The sequence below is a fragment of the Kitasatospora sp. NPDC101157 genome (assembly GCF_044768255.1).
Lineage (GTDB): Bacteria > Actinomycetota > Actinomycetes > Streptomycetales > Streptomycetaceae > Kitasatospora.
In genome coordinates, this window is record NZ_JBIWPL010000010.1 from 133,399 (window position 1) to 152,033 (window position 18,635).

Here is an 18,635-nt window from a genome sequence, read left to right on the forward strand (position 1 = left end):
AAAGAGCATGGACCTCGGCATCAACGGAAGGACCGCACTGGTCACCGGCGCGAGCCGCGGCATCGGCCTCGCCATCGCCAGGACCCTGGCCGCGGAGGGGGTCCGGGTGGTGGGAGCCGCCCGGACGGTCACGCCGGAGCTGAAGGAGGTCGCGGACGCCGCCGTGGCCGTCGACCTGAGCACCCGGGACGGGGCGCGGTCGGTCGTGGACCGGGCGCTGGCGGCGGTCGGCGGGATCGACTTCCTCGTCAACAACGTCGGTGCGGGCGATCCGGACGGCCTGTCCCTCGGCGGGTTCCTGGACACCGACGACGAGCAGTGGCAGCGGCTCTTCGACCTCAACCTGTTCAGCGCGGTGTGGACCACCAAGTCGGCGCTGCCGAGCATCCTGGAGCGCCGGGGCGCGATCGTGAACATCTCCTCGGTCAACGCCCGCACGCCCTACGGCTCGCCGGTCGGCTACGCGGAGGCCAAGGCGGCGCTGACCCTGTTCGGCAAGCGGCTCAGCGAGGAGCTGGCGCCGCGCGGTGTCCGCGTGAACACGGTCTCGCCGGGCGTCGTGGCCAGTCCGATGTGGACCGACCCCGACGGCTTCGGCGGCAGGGTGGCCGCCGCGGCCGGGGTGGGGCACGAAGACCTGCTCGCGGGGCTGCCCGGTCGGTTCGGCATCTCCTCGGGGCGCCTCACCGAACCCGAGGAGGTCGCCGACCTGGTCGCCTTCCTGCTGTCCGACCGTGCCGCCAACGTCCACGGCGCCGACCACGTCATCGACGGCGGCACCCTCAGGACCGCCTGACCCGGGGCCTTGCACAGGAAGTCGGCCGGCCCGACTTCCTGTGCGCAGAAGGTCGACGCCGTGAAGGCCGGGTGCCGGCCGAGAGGGCTCGGCAGCCGCTGCGCGAGGCTCGCGACCGCCGGATCGTCTGGCCGGACGTCATTCCGCGTCAGCTCGGCGGCCGGGGGAAAAGGGGGTTGCCGCCGCGGTCGAGGGCTCGTGATGATCGTGCGATGAGCACCATCATCAGACGGATACGGACCGGGGAATGGGAGCGGGTCAAGGAGATCCGCCTCGCCGCGCTGCAGGACCCGATCGCGCACCTCGCCTTCCTGGACACCTACGAGAACGCCTCCAGCAGGCCCGACGAGTTCTGGCAGGAGCGCACCGCCGGGGCCGCCGAGGGCGAGTCCGTGTGGCAGGCGGTCGCCGAGGCCGCCGACGGGCGTTGGCTCGGCACCATGACCGTGCTGGTCGAGCGGCCCGGCGCGGAAGGCGCGCTCGCCGGCGACGTCATCACCGTCCCGCAGGCCCATGTGGTCGGCGTCTACGTCCGCCCCGAGGCGCGCGGCACCGGCCTCGCGCACGAACTGATCGAGGCCGCCCAGGAGTGGGCCTGGTCGCTCACCGAGCCCCGGCTCCAGCGCGTCCGGCTGTACGTCCACGAGGACAACGCGCGCGCCGAGGCGATGTACGTGCGGGCCGGCTTCAAGCACTCCGGCGTGTCCGTGCCGGTGCCGGGTGACGGGACGGCCCGGGAGATCGAGCTCGCGGTCGAGCGGGACTGACGCGGCCCGCTAACGCGCGGCGTCCCCGTCGCGCGGCTCCGCCGTCGCGGCGAGGGCGCCCGGGAGTTCGGCGCAGGCTGCCCGGAGGCGGCGGGTGAGGTCCTCGCGGGTGTGTCCGGAGGACTGGGCCACCCAGGCGGCGAGGGCCTGGTGGAAGGCGGAGACCAGCATGTCCAGCGCGAGCCGGACGCGCAGGGCGGCGACGCCCTCCTCGGCGACGCCCTCCTCGGCCGTACCCTTCTGGGCGGTGTCCAGGGTGAACCGCCGCGCGGTGAGCGCCGCCGCCTCCCGGCTGACGCGGTTGCAGAAGGCCAGCCCGTGGGCGTCCATCGACGGTGTCCTGGCGGCCAGTCTCCGGCTCGCCAGGACGCGTTGGGCCCATATCCCGCTCGGCATCCGGTCGATCGCCTCGACCAGCACCTCCTCGTAGAGCGAGACCAGCGGGCGGCCCTGCGGCGGGTGGACCTCCAGCAGTTCCAGGAACGCCGTCCAGAGGTCCTGGGTGGGTGCGGCCGCGACGTCCTCCTTGCTGCTGAAGGCGCGGAAGAACGTCCGCTTGGAGACCTCGACCGCCTCGCACAACTGGTCCAGCGTCACCCGGTCGAATCCGCGCTCGCCGAACAGTTCCAGCGCGGTGTCGATCAGCGCCTGACGGGTGCGCAGCTTCTTGCGTTCGCGCAGCGGGAGTACCGGGTTCTCGGGAGTCATCGCGGCAGTGTATCCGGGCAGCGATTGCCATCTGTAGGCTTGTGCCACTCAGTGGCAGAATTCACGGGAGGATCCTCCATGCGTGCACTTCTGGTCGACCGCTCGGCTCCCGGCCGCCTGCGCCTCGGCACCGCTCCCGATCCCGAACCGGCGCCGCACCAGGCCCTGGTCCGGGTCGCCGCGACCTCGCTCAACTACGGTGAGATCGCCTTCGGCCTCGACGCGGCCCCCGACGGCACGGTCTTCGGCTGGGACGCCGCCGGCATCGTGGAACGCGCGGCCGCCGACGGCTCCGGCCCCCCGGCCGGGACCCCGGTGGTCACCCTGACGCCCGCCGGGGCCTGGGCCGAACTGCTGGCCGTCGACACCGGGTTGATCGGTGTCGCGCCGGCCGGTGCCGACCCGGCGGCGCTCGCCACCGTGCCGGTCGCCGGTGCCACCGCCCTGCGCGCCCTGCACCGCCTCGGGCCGCTGCTCGGCCGCACCGTGCTGGTGACGGCGGCCACCGGCGGCGTCGGCCGGTACGCCGTCCAACTCGCCCGCGCCGCGGGGGCGTACGTGATCGCGTCCACCGGCGCACCGGAGCGGAACGGGGAGCTGCTGGAACGGCTGGGCGCCCACGAGGTGGTCGGTGCTCCGGGTCAGGCCTCGCGCCCGGTCGACGGCGTGGTCGAGCTGGTCGGCGGGCCCCAACTGGTCGAGGCCTACGGCGCCTTGGGCGAGGGTGGCACCCTGGTCGCGGCCGGGCACATCGCGGGGAAGGGGGAGGACTTCCCGTTCGGCGCCCTGTTCGGCGACCAGCAGCGGCACGACCGCAGCCTGGTGACCTTTTTCCTGCTCGGCTGCACCGGCCTGGGCCGGGACCTCGGCTGGCTCGCCCACCGGGTCGCCGCGGGGGAGTTGGACCCGGGTATCACCTGGCGCGGTGGCTGGGACGGCGCGGCGCGAGCCGTCGAGGCCCTCCTCGCCGGGGGGCTACGCGGCAAGGCGGTGCTGACCTTCGATTCCTGAGTCCCGGCCTCCGCCGCCCCCGGCAGGGGCCCGGTGTGCCGTACGGGCCCCGGGCGGGGCGGGCCGCGCGGCGGACTACCGGAAGTCCTCCGCGTGCTCCCGCACCCACGAACGGAAGTTGCGGGCCGGTCGGCCGAGCACCTGCTCCACGATGCCCGTCACCCGTTCCGGCTCACGGGTGAACGACTCCCAGGCGCGCAGCCGGGACTCCACGAACGCGGCGTTCCCCCAGGCCTCCGTCAGCTGTTCGCGGGCCGTCTCCGGCGCCAGTTCCTCCCAGCGCACCTCGGTGCCGAGTTCCTCGCCGATGATCCGTGCCAGGTCGGCGTGGGCGATCGATTCGGGGCCGGTGACCAGGTACTTGGCACCGTCGTGCCCGTCCTCGGTGAGCGCCCGGACGGCCACGTCCGCGATGTCGCGCTCGTGGACCAGCGAGCGGCGCGCCTGCCCGTACGGCCAGCGGACGACGCCCGCGCGGACCTGGTCGGCCCAGCCGAGCACGTTCCCGGCGAAGTCGATCGCCCGGACGAAGGTCCAGGCCAGGCCGGACCTGCGGATCAGCCGCTCGATCTCCTGGTGGAAGATCACGGGCGTTTCGTCGTCGGCGAGGTCCGGTACGTCCGTCGAGAGGTAGACGACCCGCTCGGCGTGCTCGGCGATCAGCTCCACCACCCGTGGCCGCACCGGGATCCCGGGCCACATCAGGTAGACGGCCTCCACCCCGCCGCTCAGCGCGGCCGCCAGGCTCTCGGGCGCCGCCAGATCACCCTGGACGGCAGCCACCCCCACGGGCAGTGCGGTGCCCGCCGCGTTGCGCACCAACGCCCTTACCTCGTGGCCGCCTTCGGCCAGCGAGGCCACGACGTGCCTGCCCACAGTGCCGTTCGCGCCGATCACCAGAGTCTTGGTCATGCCGGGCCAACGCCGCCCCGGCCCGGCCTATGCCCGCCACCAGCCCTCCTCCGCCGGCCCGTCGGCAGCTCCGGGGCCGTGAGCCGGTGCCGTTGCGGAGGGGGGCGAGCAAGCGTTCTCCGACCGTCCGACCGTCCGACCGTCCGACCGTCCGACCGTCCGACCGTCCGACCGTCCGGGCGTCCGGACCGGCCGGTGCCGCCGGGCGGCTCAGCCGCCCATCCGCACCACGTACTTGCCGGTGGCCCGTCCCTCCTGCATCGCGTCGTGCGCCGCCGGTACGGCCGCCAGGCCCGGCAGTTCGGTGAGCGGGATGTCGAGGCCGCTGTGGGCCTGCAGGTCGAGGGTGGTGCGGATGGCCCGGGCGAGGCGTTCGGGGGCGGTGGCGGCGAAGGCGCGGTGGCTGAAGCCGGTGACGGAGAGGTTTCCGCCCATCAGGCGGCCGAGCGGGGGCAGGTCGTCGACCTCGCCGCCGCCCGCGTTGCCGAACAGGACGATCCGGGCGCCGGGCGCGGCGACCGTCAGGTCGAGCTCCAGCGCGGCGGTGCCCAGCGGGTCGAGCACCAGGTCGACGCCCCGGCCACCGGTGGCGGTGCGGACGGCGTCGGCGAGCTTCTCGTCGCGGGCGAAGGCGTGGTGGTAGCCGAGGTCGACGGCGGCCGCGGCCTTCTCCGGGCGGCCGACCGTGCCGATCAGCGTGCCCCCGCCGCCGAGCAGCGGGACGAGCTGGGCGACCGCGCTGCCGACGCCGCCGCCGGCCGAGTGGACCAGGACGTTGTCCCCGGCGGTCAGCCGGCCCGCGTCGGTGAGCAGCAGGACGGCGGTGGCGAGGCCGAGCGGGGCGGCCGCGGCGGCGCCGAGCTCCAGGCCGTCCGGGACGGGCAGGGTCAGTACGGCGTCGGCGACCACGACCTCGGCCAGCCCGCCGCCGGGGGGCGCGGCGACCACCCGGTCGCCCACGGCCAGCCCGGTGACGCCCTCGCCGAGCTCCCGGACCGTACCGGACACCTCCTTGCCCGGCAGGTACGGCCACTCGGCGGTGTAGCCGGCGTCGCCCCGCCGGGCCATCACGTCCACGAAGTTCAGTCCGGCCCAGGCGACGTCGATCGCCACCTGGCCGGGGCCGGGGCGCGGTGCCCCGATCTGCCGGATCTCGGAGTTCTCGGCTCCACCGGGTGCGGTCATCACCAGTGCGCGCATGTCGGGCCCCCTCGGCTACGATGTTCGACGAACGGCGAAACTGCCGTGGCCACAGTGGTACCAGCTAGTTTCGTCGTTTGTCGAACATCGCAGATCAAAGGAGGTATGGCCGTGCCCCGCAGCACCCGCCGCCGTCCGGCGCCCGCACACCCGGCGACCGATGAGATCGACCTGTACGACGTCCTGCACGCGCTCTCCGACCCGACCCGGATGACCATCGTGCGCGTTCTGCGGGCCGAGCCCGAACGGGCTTGCGGCACCTTCCCGGTGGACGTCGCGCCCTCCACCCTCAGCCACCACTTCAAGGTGCTGCGCGAGTCCGGCGTGATCAGCCAGCGCGAGGAGGCCAACCGCCGGTTCTCCGCCCTGCGGACGGTGGACCTGGAACGGCGCTTCCCCGGGCTGCTCGACACCGTCCTGGCCGCGCTCGCCCGCAACGAGCCCGGCGGCGGGCCGGAGGGCGGGCCGGAGGGCGGGGAACCCGACGCCGAACCCGGCTCCGAGACGGCCTGGCACGGCCAGTAGGGCCTGGCCGGAGTCAGGCACCGGCCGCGCGGTGCCGCCGGTGGTACGAGACGGTGACCGCCGCCAGCAGCGGGCCCCAGGCGACCGCGGGCAGGTAGAGGAAGCCGACCAGCAGGTGTCCGAGCGGGGTCATGTTCGGGTGCGGCACCGCCCACCAGGCCAGGAACGGCGTCCAGAGCGCCGTCAGTGCGGCGGCGCCCAGCGAGGCGGCCAGGACGACGCGGCGCGGGGCGACCGGGCGCCCGCCGAGGAACGGGATCCAGCGCGGCGGCACGGTGCCCCAGGGCCGGACCAGGCCGAGGGTGAGCAGCGCCAGCGCCTCGGTGAGCACGCTCAGGGTGAGCGGCCAGACGGCGTCCCAGCCGGTGAAGCCCACCGCGTGGTAGCCCGCGTCGGTGTAGCCGCCGTGCCGGCCCAGGACCAGCGCGAGTCGCCACAGCCCGGCCGGCAGCGCGGTGACCGCGGCCGCGTGGGCGGCGTGCACCGCCCAGCGCGGCGGGGCGGGAACGGTCGGGGGAAGAACGGCGGTGGCGGGCCGGGGCGTCGTCATGCGTCCACCTTGCGGTGCGGGCCGCCGCCCCGGCGTCCGCCCGGCGACGGGTTTCCGCCGGAACCCCTCCCCCCGGTGGGGGAGGGGCTTCTCGGCCCCGCGTCGCGGGGTGGTCGCGGCGGCCGGGTGCCACCGCAGGCGGGTGTCACCGTGGCCGGGCGTCACCGCAGGCGGGTGTCACCGTGGCCGGGCGTCACCGCAGGCGGGTGTCACCGTGGCCGGGTACTACAGCAGCCGGGCGTCACCGTGGCCGGGTGTCACCGCAGGCGGGAGGAGGACAGGATCGACGCCAGGTGCGCCACCACCATCCCCCAGGTGATCACCGTGATCCCGGCGAGCGTCCACCGGGTCGCGTCCAGGTTGTGCAGCCCGGCGTCCACGGCGGCCGCCGTCAGCAGCACCAGCGAGGCCTCGATGCCGTTCGTCACCCGGTGGATCTTGAAGATCGAGGCGAACCGGCGGGCCGTCGCGATGCCCTGGGAGCGCGGCTGGGTCGACTCCTCGTCCGCCGGCGGCTGCCCGCTGCGCGCCCGGGCCACGTCCACCAGGTCCGTCGAGGCCTTGAGCAGCACCACGCCCAGCGCGGCCGCCAGGCCCGCCGACACCCACAGCTCCGAGCCGCCGCGCGCCGCCCGTACGCCCGCGCCGATCATCAGCGCGGCGTCCGCCAGATAGGCGCCGAGCCGGTCCACGTACACCCCGGCCATGCTGAACTGGCGCTTCCAGCGCGCCACCTCGCCGTCCACGCAGTCGAACAGCAGGAACAGCTGGAACAGCACCGCCGCCAGCACTGCGCCGGTCAGGCCGGGGATCAGCAGGGCCGCGCCGCCGCCGACCCCGCACACCACCATCACCCAGGTCAGGGTGTTCGGGGAGACCGAGGTGCGCACCAGCTGCCGGGTGGTGCGCAGCGAGACCGCCCGCATGTACATCCGACCCGCCCAGTGCTCACCGTTGCGGCTCTGCAGCTTGGCCTGCGGCTGGCACACCTCGCGCAGCTCGGCGAGCGCCGGAGCAGCCACCATGACGACATCCCTCCACCTGTCCCGAAACGATCACCACAGGCTACGGCCTCCGGGCGGGCGCCCCGACCGGCAGGTACGGCCCGGGGGGCGGAGAAAACCGGTGGGCCACCCGACCGCCCCCGGGCTAGGCTTCCCGGGTTCACCGGAACCGGAGCCCCCGGCCCCGATCGCCCTTTCCCGCAAGCCCGTTGGCGTTCCCCGTCGTGACGCGGCCCGATGGAGGCGGCGCGGCACGGCCCGGGGCGGAACGAGGAGAGCACACACCATGGTGACCACGGGCACCGCACCGCAGAGCCCCGACCTGGCCCGGCTCCTGGCCGCCCACCGGCCGCAGGGCCCGGTCGAGACGGCCGACCACGCCCGGGCCCGCGCCCTGGTCGGCGCCCCCGACGCCTGGGACCGCGGCACCCCGCTGCACTTCACCGCCTCCGCGCTGATCGTCCACCCGCCGACCCACCGGGTGCTGCTGCGCTGGCACGTCCGCCAGCAGGCCTGGCTGCAGGTGGGCGGCCACGGCGACCCGGGGGAGACCCTGCCGCTGGACATCGCCCTGCGCGAGGGCCTGGAGGAGACCGGCCTGACCGACCTCACCCCCTGGCCCGACGCCGCCCTCGTCCACCTCGCCGTGGTGCCCGTCCCGGCCTCGCCCGTCGAGCCCGCCCACGAACACGCCGACCTGCGCTTCCTGCTGGCCACCGGCACCCCGGACGACGCCCGGCCGGAGAACCCCGCCTCGCCGCTGGAGTGGCTCACCGTCGAGGAGGCGAGGCGGCGGACCACCGAGGAGAACCTCCGCGAGACCCTCGACCGCGCCGCCCGCCTGCTCGGCTGAACCGCCCCCGCCCAAGGACTCCGAGGACCCCTGATGCACACCGACCAGATCCTGATCTTCGACGCCGATGACACCCTCTGGGAGAACAACGTCCTCTTCGAGCGGGTCATCGACGGCTTCCTGGACTGGGTCGCCGCCCCGGCCGAGCGGGAGGCCGCCCGCACGTTGCTCGACCGGATCGAGGCAGCCAACGCCGCCGCCCTCGGCTACGGCGCCACCGTCTTCCGGCAGAGCCTCGCGGACTGCCTGCGGCAGTTGAACGACGACCGCACCCCCACCTCGGCCGAGCTGGCCCGGATCGACGAGCTGCTGGCCCCGCTCACCCGGCGCGGTGAGGTCGAGCTGATCGCGGGCGTCGCCGCCACCCTCACCGCCCTCGCCGACCGCCACCACCTCCTCCTGCTCACCAAGGGCGACCAGGAGGAGCAGCAGGCCAAGGTGACGGCCTCCGCCATCGACCACCACTTCCGCGGCATCCACATCGTGGCCGAGAAGTCCGTGGACACCTACCGGGAGCTGACCGCCGAACTCGGCCTCGATCCGGACCGGACCTGGATGATCGGCAACTCGCCGAAGTCCGACATCGCCCCCGCCCGCCGGGCCGGCCTGCGCACCGTGTTCATCCCGCACGAGCACACCTGGGTGCTGGAGCACGCGGACCTCGGCCCGGACGAGGCGACGCTGCAGCTCACGGCCTTCCCTGAGCTGCTGCGCCACTTCTGAGGCCCGGGGCGGTGCCGACGGTTCGCGCCCGGCGGGAACCGTCGGCGCCGCCCCACTGGTCTCACAGCGCCAGCGCCGCCGCCGGGGCCTGGTGCGTGCCCCGGTACAGCCAGGCCCGCTCGGAGGCCGACCACACGCTCGTGGTCAGCAGGTAGAGCCCGGCGGCCACCGGCACCAGCATCGCGAACAGCACCGAGACGAAGGACAGGTACGGCAGCAGCGCCGCTCCCGGCTGAGGGGTGGTCTGCGCCGCCGCCGCACGCCGGGCCCGGCGGTAGTTGACGTACCCGACCGCCGCCAGCCCGGCGTACAGCAGGCCGAACACCGCGAACTGCCCGGCGCCGTGCGCGTTCCCGACGTGCAGTCCCAGCGGCACCCCGAACAGGGTGTGGTCCAGCAGGTCGTTCGGGGTGGTGAACAGCCGGTACATCACCGAGAAGAACGGGATCTGGATCAGCATCGGCAGGCAGCCCGCGAACGGCGAGACCTGCTCCTTCCGGTACAGCTCCGCGAGCGCCTCGCGCGCCTTCTCCGGGTTGTTCCGGTGCTTCCTGTTCAGCTCGGCGACCTTCGGCGCCAGCTTCGAACGGGCCTTCTCGCCGCGCGCCGCCGCCCGCGCCAGCGGGTGCAGGCACAGCCGTACGGCGAGGACGAACAGGACGATCGCCAGCGCGGCCGGCAGGAGGTGGGCGATGGCGGAGACCACGGCGTGGGCGACGGCGACGGCCGGGTCGAGAACAGACAGAACGGACATGGTGGAGCGAGCCCTCCGGGGTCTCAGGACATGAGTGGTCGGCGGAGGACGGCCGCGAAGGGTCCACGGCGCTGAGGCCGGGGAAGCCGGTGAGGCGATGGAGGGGTTACGCGGCCGCCGGGGCCGCTCCCGGCGCCCTGGGGCGTCGCCTGCCCCTGGCGTCCGGATCGCGCTGCGGAAGGAACGCCGTACGGAACGCCCGGCGCCGCAGCACTCCGCTGCGCACCGCCGCCGGGGCCCGTGCCCCCAGCAGCCGCGCCCCGGCCAGGGCGCCCGCGACCGCACCGGCCACCAGGGCCACGGCCGCCACGGCGGCCACGGACGTGAGCGCGCCGCCGTCGGTCACCAGCTGTCCGGTCAACATCCGGAGCAGGCCGAGCAGGAAGGCCACGACGCCCACGGCACACGCCCCTCTTGTCTCCAGGCTTCCAGTCGTACAGCAGGACGATCGTACGGTGCGTCGGGTTCCCGGCGGAGCGGCGAGCGCTCGCCGAGCCGTAGCCTCCGGTGCTACACGGGGCTACCGTGGATCCATGAAGACGATTACCCAGCGGGAGTTCCGGAACAACTCCGCCGCGGTGATGGACGCGGTGGAGGCCGGGGAGACCTTCCACATCACCAGGAACGGGGTCGAGGTCGCGGAGCTGCGGCCGGTGTCCGGGCGCCGGAGGCTCACGGCGGAGGAGCTGGTGGCGCGGCACGTGAAGCTGCCGCGGGTGGACTACCAGGAGATGCGCAAGGAGGCCGAGGAGTACTTCGGCCCCGAGGAACTGTTGGGGGACGAGGGCGACGACCCGTTCGAGCGGCGGCGTGGCTGAGCGCCGGAGAGCACCCCGGCGGCGGCCCGCCGGGGTGCTGGACACCTGCGTCTACATCGACCTGGCACTGCTGAACCCCGCCGACCTGCCCGCCGTGCCGGAGCTGACCGCGATCACCTTCGCCGAACTCCAGCAGGGCGTCTCGATGGCCCGCGACCCGGTCAGCCGGGCGGCCCGGCTGGAGGTGCTGGGCGCGGCGATGGCCGACTTCGACCCGTTGCCCTTCGACGCGGCCGCCGCCGCCCGGTACGGGACCCTCGTCACCCTGACGATCGCCGCCGGACGGCAGCCCCGCCCCCGCCGGATCGACCTGATGATCGCCGCCGTCGCCTCCGCCCACGGGCTGCCGCTGTACACCCGCAACGTGGCGGACTTCCGGGGCCTGGGGTCGGCGGTGGAGGTCATCGGTTTGTGAGCCCCGGGCTCGCCGGCCGTCAGTCCAGCCGGACGGCGGTGCCGGTGGCCGCCGAGGTGCGGGCCGCCTCCAGGACGGTGAGGGTGGCCACCGCGTCGCGCGGGTCGACCGGGGGAGGGGTGCCGGGGACGGCCAGGGCGGCGGCGATGCCGGCGTAGTACGCCGGGTAGTCGCCCGGGTCGGTGGGCAGGGAGATCGCGGACTCGTCGGTGCCCAGGGTGCCGTAGTGCTCGGGCAGGTCGGCGCCCCACGGGTGGCTGCCGTCCGGGCGGTGGCCCGACCGCAGCTCGGCCTCCTGCGGGTCCATGCCGTGCTTGACGTACCCGGCGGTGTCGCCGAGCACCCGCAGCCGGGGGCCGGTCAGCGGGGTGATGGCGCTGGTCCACAGGTGCGAGCGGGTGCCGGAGGCGTGGGTCAGGGCGAGGAAGGCGTCGTCGTCCACCACCGCGCCGTCGCGGCGCACGTCGATCTCCGCGTACACCGTCTCGACCGGCCCGAACAGGGTGAGCGCCTGGTCGACCAGGTGGCTGCCCAGGTCGTACAGGGTGCCGCCGACCTCGGCCGGGTCGGCCAGTTCGCGCCAGCCCGGCTTGGGCTTGGGGCGGAAGCGCTCGAAGCGGGACTCGAAGCGGTGCACCCGGCCAAGTGCACCGCCGCGCACCAGCCGGCTCGCGGTGAGGAAGTCGCCGTCCCAGCGCCGGTTCTGGAACACCGAGAGCAGGAGGCCCCGCTCCTCGGCGAGCCGGCACAGCTCCAGCGCCTCGGCGGCGGTGCCGGCCAGCGGCTTGTCCACGACGGTGGCCAGGCCCGCCCGCAGGGCGGCGCGGGCCAGCGGGGCGTGGGTGCGGTTGGGCGAGGCGATGACGACCAGGTCCAGCGCGTCCGGGTCGGCGAGCAGCTGCTCGGGGCTGTCGACCGCGCGGGCACCGGGGTGCTCCTGCCGCAGCTGCTCGCGGCGCTCCGGGTTGGCGGTGACCACGGCGTCCAGCCGCAGCCCCGGGGTGGTGGCGATGAGCGGGGCGTGGAAGGCGGAGCCGGCCAGGCCGTAGCCGATCAGGCCGACGCGCAGCGGGCGGTCGTGCGGGGCACGGGGGGTCTGCGGATTCATGTCGCCTACTCAATCACGAGGCGTCCGGTTGCTCCCGGTTTCGGTCGGGCGGCTGCTGCCCGGCGGCTTGACGGCTGTTGTCGGGGCGCCGCCGGGCCATGGCCGGGGGCGTGGCCGGGGTGTGGCCGGGCCGTGGTCGGGGCGTCGGCGGTGCGTCGTATCCCGCTCAGCGGGACGTCCTGTCCCCGGTCAGCTGTGCGGATTAGGCTGTGCCGGGTCAGGGCCCCACGCAAGACGCTGCAACACTTCGGGAGACACGCACGTGGCAGACCGCAAGCCCATCGAGTCCTGGCTGACCGACATGGACGGTGTCCTCATCCACGAGGGCACGCCGATTCCCGGCGCAAAGGAGTTCCTGCGCAGGCTGCGGGAGTCCGGCAAGCCCTTCCTCGTCCTCACCAACAACTCGATCTACACCCCGCGCGACCTCAGTGCCCGACTGGCCGGGATGGGCCTGGAGGTGCCCGAGGAGTGCATCTGGACCTCCGCCCTGGCCACCGCCAAGTTCCTGGCGAGCCAGCGGCCGAACGGCACCGCGTACGTGATCGGCGAGGCCGGCCTCACCACCGCGCTGTACCAGGCCGGGTACGTCCTGACCGACAACAACCCGGACTACGTGGTCCTCGGCGAGACCCGCACCTACTCCTTCGAGGCGCTCACCAAGGCGATCCGCCTGATCAACGCGGGCGCCCGGTTCATCTGCACCAACCCGGACGAGACCGGCCCGTCCACCGAGGGCGTGCTGCCGGCCACCGGCTCGGTCGCGGCCCTGATCACCAAGGCCACCGGCGTCGAGCCGTACTTCGTCGGCAAGCCCAACCCGCTGATGATGCGCGAGGCGCTGAACACCGCCGGTGCCCACTCGGAGACCGCCGTGATGATCGGCGACCGGATGGACACCGACATCGTCGCGGGCATGGAGGCGGGCATGGAGACCATCCTGGTGCTCACCGGCCTGACCTCCGCCGCCGACGTGGAGCGCTTCCCGTACCGGCCGACCCGGGTGGCCAAGTCGATCGCGGACCTGGTCGAGCTGGTCTAGCCTCTGCGGTGCAGTCGTGAGCCCCGTTCCGGCCGAGCGCCGGGGCGGGGCTCCTCTCGTGGGTGTGCCGCAGGGCGGGGAGGCAGAGCGCGGATGAGTGCGACGGGGGCAGTGGCGGACGAAGGGGCAGGGGCGGGGGAGGCGACGGGCAGCGGGGAGAAGCGGGTCACCTGGGCTGAGCTCTACTTCGACCTGGTCTTCGTCTTCGCGATCACCCAGGTCTCCGGGCTGCTCCACCACCAGCACGACCTCACCGGACTGGCCCGGGCGCTGGTGGTGTTCGTGCCGGTCTACTGGTGCTGGGTCGGCACCACCGTGCAGGCCAACATCCGGGACGTGGACACCCTGCGCGACCGCCTCGGCATCCTGCTGGTCGGACTGACCGGCCTGTTCATGGCGCTCGCGATCCCCGGCGCGTACGGCCGCCGGGGCGTGCTGCTCGGCGCCGCGTACTGGCTGGCCCGGGTGGTGCTGCTGCTCCTGCTGGTGCGCGTCCCCGGCGTCTGGCGCGGCCCGTACGGGGCGGGCGTGCTGGTCAGCGGACCGTTGCTGCTGGTCGGCGGGCTGCTGCCGGACGGGCCCCGGCTGGCGCTGTGGGCGGCGGCCGCGCTCTGCGACCTGTCCGCGCCGCTGGTGTTCCGGCGGCGGCTCGCGAACGTGTCCTACCACCCGTCGCACATGCCCGAACGGTTCGCGCTGTTCCTCCTGGTGGCGATCGGCGAGTCGATCGTCGGGATCGGCGGCTCGGCCGCCGCTGCCCGGCTGGACGTGCCCGAACTGGCCGCGGTGGCAGCCGCGTTCACCATCTCGGCCGGCCTGTGGTGGCAGTACTTCGTGTTCGCGGCGGACGCGATGCGGCACGCCGTGGAGGTCGCCGACTCGCGGCGGGACGTGGTCCGCCGGATCTTCCAGTACGGGCACCTGGCGCTGGCCGCCGGGGTGATCGGGGTGGCGGTCGGCTTCGAGGAGACGGTCGCGGACCCGTGGCGGGCGCTCGGCGCCGGATCGGTGGCGCTGCTGTACGGCGGGTGCGGGCTGTACCTGCTGACCTTCGGGTACACCCGCTGGATGATGTTCCGCCGGGTGTCGACGACCCGGATCGCGGCGGCGGTGGTGGTGCTGGCACTGCTGCCCGCGATGGTGCGGCTGCCGGCGCTGGTGGTGCTGGGAGTGCTGGCGGTCCTGTTGGTGGTGCTCAACGGCGTGGAGCACCTGCGGGTGGTGCGGGCGGAGCGGGCACCCGGTCCCGGTCCTGCCGTGCGGGCTCCCGTGGAGTGAGTTGTCGGTGGGGCTGTGTAGCGTTCGGGGTGTAAGAGGGCGGGCGGCGCAGCAGCCGCGGTGTGGGAGGTAGATGTCGTGACGGACACGGTCGAGGCGGGCGTGGTCGAGGCCGGCGCGGGCGGGGGGCTGGAGCTGCCCGAGTCCTGGCGCGAGGTGCTGGGCGCCGAGACGGAGAAGCCGTACTTCGCCGAGCTGGCGGCCTTCGTGGCGGCCGAGCGCGCGCAGCACGAGGTGTTCCCGCCGAGCGGCCAGGAGTTCGCGGCGCTGGAGGCCACCCCGTACGAGAAGGTCCGGGTGCTCGTCCTCGGGCAGGACCCGTACCACGACAACGGCCAGGCCCACGGCATGAGCTTCTCGGTGCTGCCCGGGACGAAGACCCCGCCGTCGCTGCGCAACATCTTCAAGGAGCTGGACGCCGACCTGGGCATTCCCGCCCCGGACAACGGCTACCTGATGCACTGGGCCGAGCAGGGCGTGCTGCTGCTCAACGCGGTGCTCACGGTCCGCGCCCACGAGGCCAACTCGCACAAGGCGAAGGGCTGGGAGAAGTTCACCGATGCGGTGATCAAGGCGGTGAGCGCGCGCGAGGAGCCGGTGGTCTTCGTGCTGTGGGGCAACTACGCCAAGAAGAAGCTGCCGCTGATCGACACCGAGAAGCACGTGGTCGTGCAGGGCGCGCACCCGTCGCCGCTGTCCGCCAAGCTGTTCTTCGGCAGCCGTCCGTTCTCGCAGATCAACACGGCGCTGGACGACTTCGGCGGCGAGCCGATCGACTGGCGGGTGCCGGACCTGAAGCAGGGCTGACGCCGGTCCGGCGCCGGACCGGAGGGGAGCCGGGCGGGAGGGGAGCCGGGCCGGGGTTCGACCTCGGGGGCCTCAGGTGGCCGTGGGTGGACGGGTCGGATTCCCGTCCGCCCACGGCCACTTGTCGTTCACCGAGGGCTGCCGTCGGGCGCGGGCGGGTGTGCTTAGCTGGTGCCGACCGGTCGCCGGACCGGTCCTGGGGCGGGGGCGGCTTCGGGCTTCGGAGGGGCGGTACGTGCGCGGGGTGCGTCGGGCAGGAACGTTTCGGAGCGTCGGGGCTTTCCGAGGGGCCGCGCTGGTCGCCGCGGTGGTGCTGACGGTGTCCGGCTGCAGCGGTTCGGACGGTTCGAGTCGCGCCGGGGGAACGGGCGGTGCCGGTTCGAGCGGTGCAGTTTCGAGCGGTGCAGTTTCGAGCGGTGCAGTTTCGAGCGGTGCAGTTTCGAGCGGTGCGGGTTCGAGCGGTGGCGGGACGAGTGCCGGTACCACCCCCGCGGGCAGCCAGTCGGTCGGGCCGGTGGTCCTCAACCAGCTCCCCGGGCAGGCCTTCTACGTATCCGACCGGACCAATGCCGCCCAGCAGGTCCGCGTGCTGCGCAGCCAGGGCCGGTCGGCCGAGGCGGACACCCTGTTGCGGATCGCCGCCCAGCCGTCCTCCCAGTGGCTCGGTGAGCAGGGCGCCCGGGAGATCGCCGACCAGGTGAGCCGACGGGCCACCGAGGCGGGCCGGACGGCGGTCTTCGTCGCGTACGACATCCCGCACCGGGACTGCGGCCAGTACTCGGCCGGTGGCGCCCCGGACGCCGCCTCCTACCGTTCCTGGATCACCGGCGTCGCCGAGGCCCTCGGCGACCGCAGGGCCTGGGTGGTGCTGGAACCGGACGCCGTCGCCCACACCCTGGACGGCTGCGGGGTCAAGGGCGACCTGGCCGCCGAGCGGTACGGCCTGCTGGCCTTCGCCGTGCAGGAGTTGAAGAGGCGTCCGAACGTCCGGGTCTACCTGGACGCGGGCAACCCCGGCTGGGCCCAGAACCCGGACGACCTGGCCGCCGCGCTGCGCAGGTCGGGCATTGCCGCGGCCGACGGATTCGCGGTGAACGTCGCCAACTTCTACCCGACCGACCGGAACGTCGAGTACGGCAACCGGCTCTCCGCCGCCCTGGGCGGGAAGCACTTCGTCATCGACACCAGCCGCAGCGGCAACGGCTCGGCGGGTGCGGACTCCTGGTGCAACCCGCCGGGCCGGGCGCTCGGCGAGGCGCCGACCACCGAGACCGGGCGGCCCGGGGTCGACGCCTACCTGTGGATCAAGAACCCCGGGGAGTCGGACGGCCAGTGCGGCCGCGGCGAGCCCCCGGCGGGTCAGTTCTGGCTGCCGTACGCGCTCGGGCTGGTGCAGGCGGCGGCACACTGAGCGGCGGTGCCGCGTGCGGTGGCGTTGTGAGCCTGAGTGGCGTTGGTGCACTGAGCGGTCGCGGGCTCAACCGGTGACCCGGACCCAGCGGGCGACCGACGGGGTGCCGGCGGCGTCCGTCAGGAACAGCATGTACCAGCCGGGCGGCAGCAGGTTGGGGTTGCCCGGGAGGGTGAGCGAGACGCCGTCGGCGGTGCGCCCGGTGACGTCCAGGGCGACCGAGCGCTGCTCGACATCGGTCACATGGGTCACCGAACTCGGCCGGATCAGCTTGGCGGTGGTGACCGCGTCCGGCCGGGCGGTGCCGACCCGCAGGGTGGTGCCCAGCTTCGCGGACTGCGGTGCGGTGGTCACCTCCGGACGGTCGCCGTGGTACAGGTACGGCGGGGTGTAGATCTCGATGCGCTGCTCGAAGCCGCCGGGCTGGGTCTCGGCCTTGTCGGCGAACAGCGGGTTCGAACCGAGCACCGCGACCCGGCCGTCCGGCAGCAGCAGCGCCTCCGAGTGGTAGTCGCGGCCGACGGCGGGCTCGGCGGCGGTGCTGAAGGTGTTGGAATCCGGGTGGTACACCTGCGCCTTGAGCAGGTCGCTGTCACCCCGCCCGCGGTACCCGCTGGAGCCGCCCGTGGTGAACACGGTGTCATCCGGGAGGATCACGCTGTTGAGGTAGCGGGTGCCGCCGGCCGGCAGGTCCGGGCCCGGGGTGAAGACGGGCTTGGGCGCGGAGAGGTCGACGATGTCGGTGCGGGCCGTGGACAGCGGGGACTCGCCCACCCCGCCGCCGCCGAGCACCATGACCCTCTGCGCCTGCGCGGGCGGCAGCAGCACCGAGGAGGAGGTTTCGGTCAGGCCGGGGTCGCGCAGGCCGGGGACGGGCTGGAAGGCGTTGTTCGACAGGTCCCAGACGCCGGGCTCACGGCCCTTGCCGGCGGGGCCGTAGCCCGCGTTGGAACCGGAGTAGAAGAGCTTGCCGGTGGCCGTCAGGAAGATCGACGGGTAGGTCGGGAAGTAGCGGTCGGGGGCCTTGGCCCAGGTCTTGGACGTCGGGTCGTAGACCTCGTTGTCGTTGCCGTCGAGGATCTGCCCGGTGTCGTCCAGCCCGGAGACGGTGACCACCCGGCCGTCGCCCAGCCCGGTCAGGGTCGGGTACCAGCGGGCGTGCGCCATGTCGGTGACCTGCTCGTAGAGCTCGGTGTCCGGGTTGAACTCGAAGGCGGAGCGGATGCCCTGGTAGTCCTGCTTGTCCAGGGTCAGCTTCTCGCTCTGCCCGTACAGGTTGTGGGCGTCGGTGCCGGTCAGGCCCTTGATCCGGTACTGCGCGGGGGAGGTGGACACGTAGTCAGGGCCCTCGCCGCGCGCCTCGACGAACACGTGCTGCTCGCCGGCGGTGACCACGGTCTGCTTCCCGGCGCCGGTCTTGGTCGCGGCGGGCACGGTCACCTCGACGGTGCTGGCGTACTCGCGGCCGTTGGGGGCGACGAAGACGGTGCCCTTGGGGAAGGTGCGGGCGCGCTCTGGGCTCTCGTTGCGCACCCGCATCACGCCGGCCGCCTTCCTCACCGCGCCGTCCAGCTTCTCGTACCGCTGGGTGCCGCCGGCCACCAGCACCCGGCCGTCCGGGAGGGAGGTGTGGCCGCCGCAGAACATGTCGGCCGGGGTGGGTATCAGCTTGTACGTGTTCTTCGCCGGGTCCCAGAGCAGGCTCTTGAAGGTGCCCGCGTTGAACTGCTTCTCGTCGTTGCCGGAACCGGCCACGATCAGCACCTTGCCGGTGCGCAGCAGCGCCGCGTGGACGGCGTTGACCCGGAACTCGGCGGGCAGCGTCAGGGTCTGCCAGTGGCCGTACTGCGCCTTGTACTCGGGGCGGTTGATCACGTACCGGTGGTACTGGGCGCCGGCGAAGCCGAGCACGGCCGGGGCGTTCATCCCGGCGACGGTCAGCGCGACGGTGCT

The 18,635-nt window shown here is 73.8% G+C and carries 21 protein-coding genes; 12 read left to right on the plus strand and 9 right to left on the minus strand.

Features of this window, described 5'->3' with window-relative positions; translation table 11 throughout:
* Positions 1 to 7 precede the first annotated feature (7 nt).
* Together ACIRVF_RS21500 and ACIRVF_RS21505 are read left to right on the plus strand one after the other, a co-directional pair.
* Entirely contained in the window at positions 8 to 796 is a 789-nt protein-coding gene (locus ACIRVF_RS21500) for an SDR family oxidoreductase (protein ID WP_402819926.1), read from the plus strand.
* Between the two features lie 212 nt (positions 797 to 1,008).
* Entirely contained in the window at positions 1,009 to 1,563 is a 555-nt protein-coding gene (locus tag ACIRVF_RS21505; protein WP_402819929.1) for a GNAT family N-acetyltransferase, read from the plus strand.
* 9 nt (positions 1,564 to 1,572) lie between these two features.
* Here the strand turns inward: ACIRVF_RS21505 and ACIRVF_RS21510 are convergent, their stop codons facing one another.
* A complete protein-coding gene (locus tag ACIRVF_RS21510; RefSeq protein ID WP_402819932.1) occupies positions 1,573 to 2,271 on the minus strand; it encodes a TetR/AcrR family transcriptional regulator in 699 nt (232 codons plus the stop codon).
* A gap of 78 nt (positions 2,272 to 2,349) precedes the next feature.
* On the opposite strand from ACIRVF_RS21510, the gene ACIRVF_RS21515 reads away from it, so the two are divergent.
* Positions 2,350 to 3,282 carry a zinc-binding dehydrogenase gene (locus ACIRVF_RS21515; RefSeq protein WP_402819935.1) on the plus strand — a complete coding sequence of 311 codons (933 nt, stop codon included), beginning with the start codon at positions 2,350 to 2,352 and terminating at the stop codon, positions 3,280 to 3,282.
* A gap of 75 nt (positions 3,283 to 3,357) precedes the next feature.
* Here ACIRVF_RS21515 and ACIRVF_RS21520 read toward each other — a convergent pair whose 3' ends face one another.
* Complete coding sequence (locus tag ACIRVF_RS21520; RefSeq protein ID WP_402819937.1) at positions 3,358 to 4,194, minus strand: NmrA family NAD(P)-binding protein; 837 nt, start codon at positions 4,192 to 4,194, stop codon at positions 3,358 to 3,360.
* 210 nt (positions 4,195 to 4,404) lie between these two features.
* Positions 4,405 to 5,394, minus strand: coding sequence for a zinc-binding alcohol dehydrogenase family protein (locus ACIRVF_RS21525; protein WP_402819940.1), 990 nt, complete (start codon positions 5,392 to 5,394; stop codon positions 4,405 to 4,407).
* A gap of 111 nt (positions 5,395 to 5,505) precedes the next feature.
* On the opposite strand from ACIRVF_RS21525, the gene ACIRVF_RS21530 reads away from it, so the two are divergent.
* Complete coding sequence (locus ACIRVF_RS21530) at positions 5,506 to 5,919, plus strand: ArsR/SmtB family transcription factor (protein WP_402819943.1); 414 nt, start codon at positions 5,506 to 5,508, stop codon at positions 5,917 to 5,919.
* Between the two features lie 13 nt (positions 5,920 to 5,932).
* On the opposite strand, the gene ACIRVF_RS21535 is transcribed toward ACIRVF_RS21530, so the two are convergent.
* Both ACIRVF_RS21535 and ACIRVF_RS21540 read right to left on the minus strand, forming a co-directional pair.
* A complete protein-coding gene (locus ACIRVF_RS21535; protein WP_402819946.1) occupies positions 5,933 to 6,469 on the minus strand; it encodes a hypothetical protein in 537 nt (178 codons plus the stop codon).
* 257 nt (positions 6,470 to 6,726) lie between these two features.
* Entirely contained in the window at positions 6,727 to 7,494 is a 768-nt protein-coding gene (locus ACIRVF_RS21540; protein WP_402819949.1) for a CDP-alcohol phosphatidyltransferase family protein, read from the minus strand.
* A gap of 265 nt (positions 7,495 to 7,759) precedes the next feature.
* On the opposite strand from ACIRVF_RS21540, the gene ACIRVF_RS21545 reads away from it, so the two are divergent.
* Both ACIRVF_RS21545 and ACIRVF_RS21550 read left to right on the plus strand, forming a co-directional pair.
* Positions 7,760 to 8,326: an NUDIX hydrolase gene (locus ACIRVF_RS21545; RefSeq protein ID WP_402819952.1), complete on the plus strand. Its 567-nt coding sequence runs from the start codon at positions 7,760 to 7,762 to the stop codon at positions 8,324 to 8,326.
* A 33-nt stretch (positions 8,327 to 8,359) separates the two neighbouring features.
* On the plus strand, positions 8,360 to 9,049 hold the full coding sequence (locus ACIRVF_RS21550; protein ID WP_402819955.1) for an HAD family hydrolase: 690 nt from the start codon (positions 8,360 to 8,362) through the stop codon (positions 9,047 to 9,049).
* Between the two features lie 61 nt (positions 9,050 to 9,110).
* On the opposite strand, the gene ACIRVF_RS21555 is transcribed toward ACIRVF_RS21550, so the two are convergent.
* Both ACIRVF_RS21555 and ACIRVF_RS21560 read right to left on the minus strand, forming a co-directional pair.
* Positions 9,111 to 9,803: a YidC/Oxa1 family membrane protein insertase gene (locus tag ACIRVF_RS21555; RefSeq protein WP_402819958.1), complete on the minus strand. Its 693-nt coding sequence runs from the start codon at positions 9,801 to 9,803 to the stop codon at positions 9,111 to 9,113.
* Between the two features lie 106 nt (positions 9,804 to 9,909).
* Entirely contained in the window at positions 9,910 to 10,203 is a 294-nt protein-coding gene (locus ACIRVF_RS21560) for a DUF6412 domain-containing protein (protein ID WP_030290731.1), read from the minus strand.
* A gap of 133 nt (positions 10,204 to 10,336) precedes the next feature.
* Here ACIRVF_RS21560 and ACIRVF_RS21565 point away from each other — a divergent pair, with 133 nt between their 5' ends.
* Together ACIRVF_RS21565 and ACIRVF_RS21570 are read left to right on the plus strand one after the other, a co-directional pair.
* Positions 10,337 to 10,621 (plus strand): type II toxin-antitoxin system Phd/YefM family antitoxin, encoded by a 285-nt coding sequence (locus ACIRVF_RS21565; protein WP_402819961.1) that lies wholly within the window; start codon positions 10,337 to 10,339, stop codon positions 10,619 to 10,621.
* Positions 10,614 to 11,036 carry a type II toxin-antitoxin system VapC family toxin gene (locus ACIRVF_RS21570; protein ID WP_033355086.1) on the plus strand — a complete coding sequence of 141 codons (423 nt, stop codon included), beginning with the start codon at positions 10,614 to 10,616 and terminating at the stop codon, positions 11,034 to 11,036. The genes ACIRVF_RS21565 and ACIRVF_RS21570 overlap by 8 nt, the downstream gene beginning before the upstream one ends.
* A 19-nt stretch (positions 11,037 to 11,055) precedes the next feature.
* On the opposite strand, the gene ACIRVF_RS21575 is transcribed toward ACIRVF_RS21570, so the two are convergent.
* On the minus strand, positions 11,056 to 12,144 hold the full coding sequence (locus tag ACIRVF_RS21575) for a Gfo/Idh/MocA family oxidoreductase (RefSeq protein WP_402819965.1): 1,089 nt from the start codon (positions 12,142 to 12,144) through the stop codon (positions 11,056 to 11,058).
* 262 nt (positions 12,145 to 12,406) lie between these two features.
* Between ACIRVF_RS21575 and ACIRVF_RS21580 the strand changes: the two genes are divergently transcribed.
* From ACIRVF_RS21580 to ACIRVF_RS21595, 4 genes are all read left to right on the plus strand, one after another.
* Positions 12,407 to 13,186, plus strand: coding sequence for an HAD-IIA family hydrolase (locus ACIRVF_RS21580; protein WP_402819967.1), 780 nt, complete (start codon positions 12,407 to 12,409; stop codon positions 13,184 to 13,186).
* A 93-nt stretch (positions 13,187 to 13,279) separates the two neighbouring features.
* The gene (locus ACIRVF_RS21585; RefSeq protein WP_402819970.1) at positions 13,280 to 14,464 is read left to right on the plus strand and encodes a low temperature requirement protein A; all 1,185 of its coding nucleotides are present in this window, start codon (positions 13,280 to 13,282) and stop codon (positions 14,462 to 14,464) included.
* A 129-nt stretch (positions 14,465 to 14,593) separates the two neighbouring features.
* Positions 14,594 to 15,271 (plus strand): uracil-DNA glycosylase, encoded by a 678-nt coding sequence (locus ACIRVF_RS21590; RefSeq protein ID WP_402820230.1) that lies wholly within the window; start codon positions 14,594 to 14,596, stop codon positions 15,269 to 15,271.
* A gap of 514 nt (positions 15,272 to 15,785) precedes the next feature.
* Positions 15,786 to 16,682 (plus strand): glycoside hydrolase family 6 protein, encoded by an 897-nt coding sequence (locus tag ACIRVF_RS21595; protein ID WP_402819973.1) that lies wholly within the window; start codon positions 15,786 to 15,788, stop codon positions 16,680 to 16,682.
* Between the two features lie 66 nt (positions 16,683 to 16,748).
* Here ACIRVF_RS21595 and ACIRVF_RS21600 read toward each other — a convergent pair whose 3' ends face one another.
* Entirely contained in the window at positions 16,749 to 18,608 is a 1,860-nt protein-coding gene (locus ACIRVF_RS21600; protein ID WP_402820233.1) for a galactose oxidase-like domain-containing protein, read from the minus strand.
* Positions 18,609 to 18,635 lie beyond the last annotated feature (27 nt).

Excerpts from the sequence above, each read along its gene's own strand:
- ACIRVF_RS21500 (WP_402819926.1), top strand. The coding sequence starts at position 8 with ATGGACCTCGGCATCAACGGAAGGACCGCACTGGTCACCGGCGCGAGC.
- ACIRVF_RS21505 (WP_402819929.1), top strand. The coding sequence starts at position 1,009 with ATGAGCACCATCATCAGACGGATACGGACCGGGGAATGGGAGCGGGTC.
- ACIRVF_RS21510 (WP_402819932.1), bottom strand. The coding sequence starts at position 2,271 with ATGACTCCCGAGAACCCGGTACTCCCGCTGCGCGAACGCAAGAAGCTG.
- ACIRVF_RS21515 (WP_402819935.1), top strand. The coding sequence starts at position 2,350 with ATGCGTGCACTTCTGGTCGACCGCTCGGCTCCCGGCCGCCTGCGCCTC.
- ACIRVF_RS21520 (WP_402819937.1), bottom strand. The coding sequence starts at position 4,194 with ATGACCAAGACTCTGGTGATCGGCGCGAACGGCACTGTGGGCAGGCAC.
- ACIRVF_RS21525 (WP_402819940.1), bottom strand. The coding sequence starts at position 5,394 with ATGCGCGCACTGGTGATGACCGCACCCGGTGGAGCCGAGAACTCCGAG.
- ACIRVF_RS21535 (WP_402819946.1), bottom strand. The coding sequence starts at position 6,469 with ATGACGACGCCCCGGCCCGCCACCGCCGTTCTTCCCCCGACCGTTCCC.
- ACIRVF_RS21540 (WP_402819949.1), bottom strand. The coding sequence starts at position 7,494 with ATGGTGGCTGCTCCGGCGCTCGCCGAGCTGCGCGAGGTGTGCCAGCCG.
- ACIRVF_RS21545 (WP_402819952.1), top strand. The coding sequence starts at position 7,760 with ATGGTGACCACGGGCACCGCACCGCAGAGCCCCGACCTGGCCCGGCTC.
- ACIRVF_RS21550 (WP_402819955.1), top strand. The coding sequence starts at position 8,360 with ATGCACACCGACCAGATCCTGATCTTCGACGCCGATGACACCCTCTGG.
- ACIRVF_RS21555 (WP_402819958.1), bottom strand. The coding sequence starts at position 9,803 with ATGTCCGTTCTGTCTGTTCTCGACCCGGCCGTCGCCGTCGCCCACGCC.
- ACIRVF_RS21565 (WP_402819961.1), top strand. The coding sequence starts at position 10,337 with ATGAAGACGATTACCCAGCGGGAGTTCCGGAACAACTCCGCCGCGGTG.
- ACIRVF_RS21575 (WP_402819965.1), bottom strand. The coding sequence starts at position 12,144 with ATGAATCCGCAGACCCCCCGTGCCCCGCACGACCGCCCGCTGCGCGTC.
- ACIRVF_RS21585 (WP_402819970.1), top strand. The coding sequence starts at position 13,280 with ATGAGTGCGACGGGGGCAGTGGCGGACGAAGGGGCAGGGGCGGGGGAG.
- ACIRVF_RS21600 (WP_402820233.1), bottom strand. The coding sequence starts at position 18,608 with ATGAACGCCCCGGCCGTGCTCGGCTTCGCCGGCGCCCAGTACCACCGG.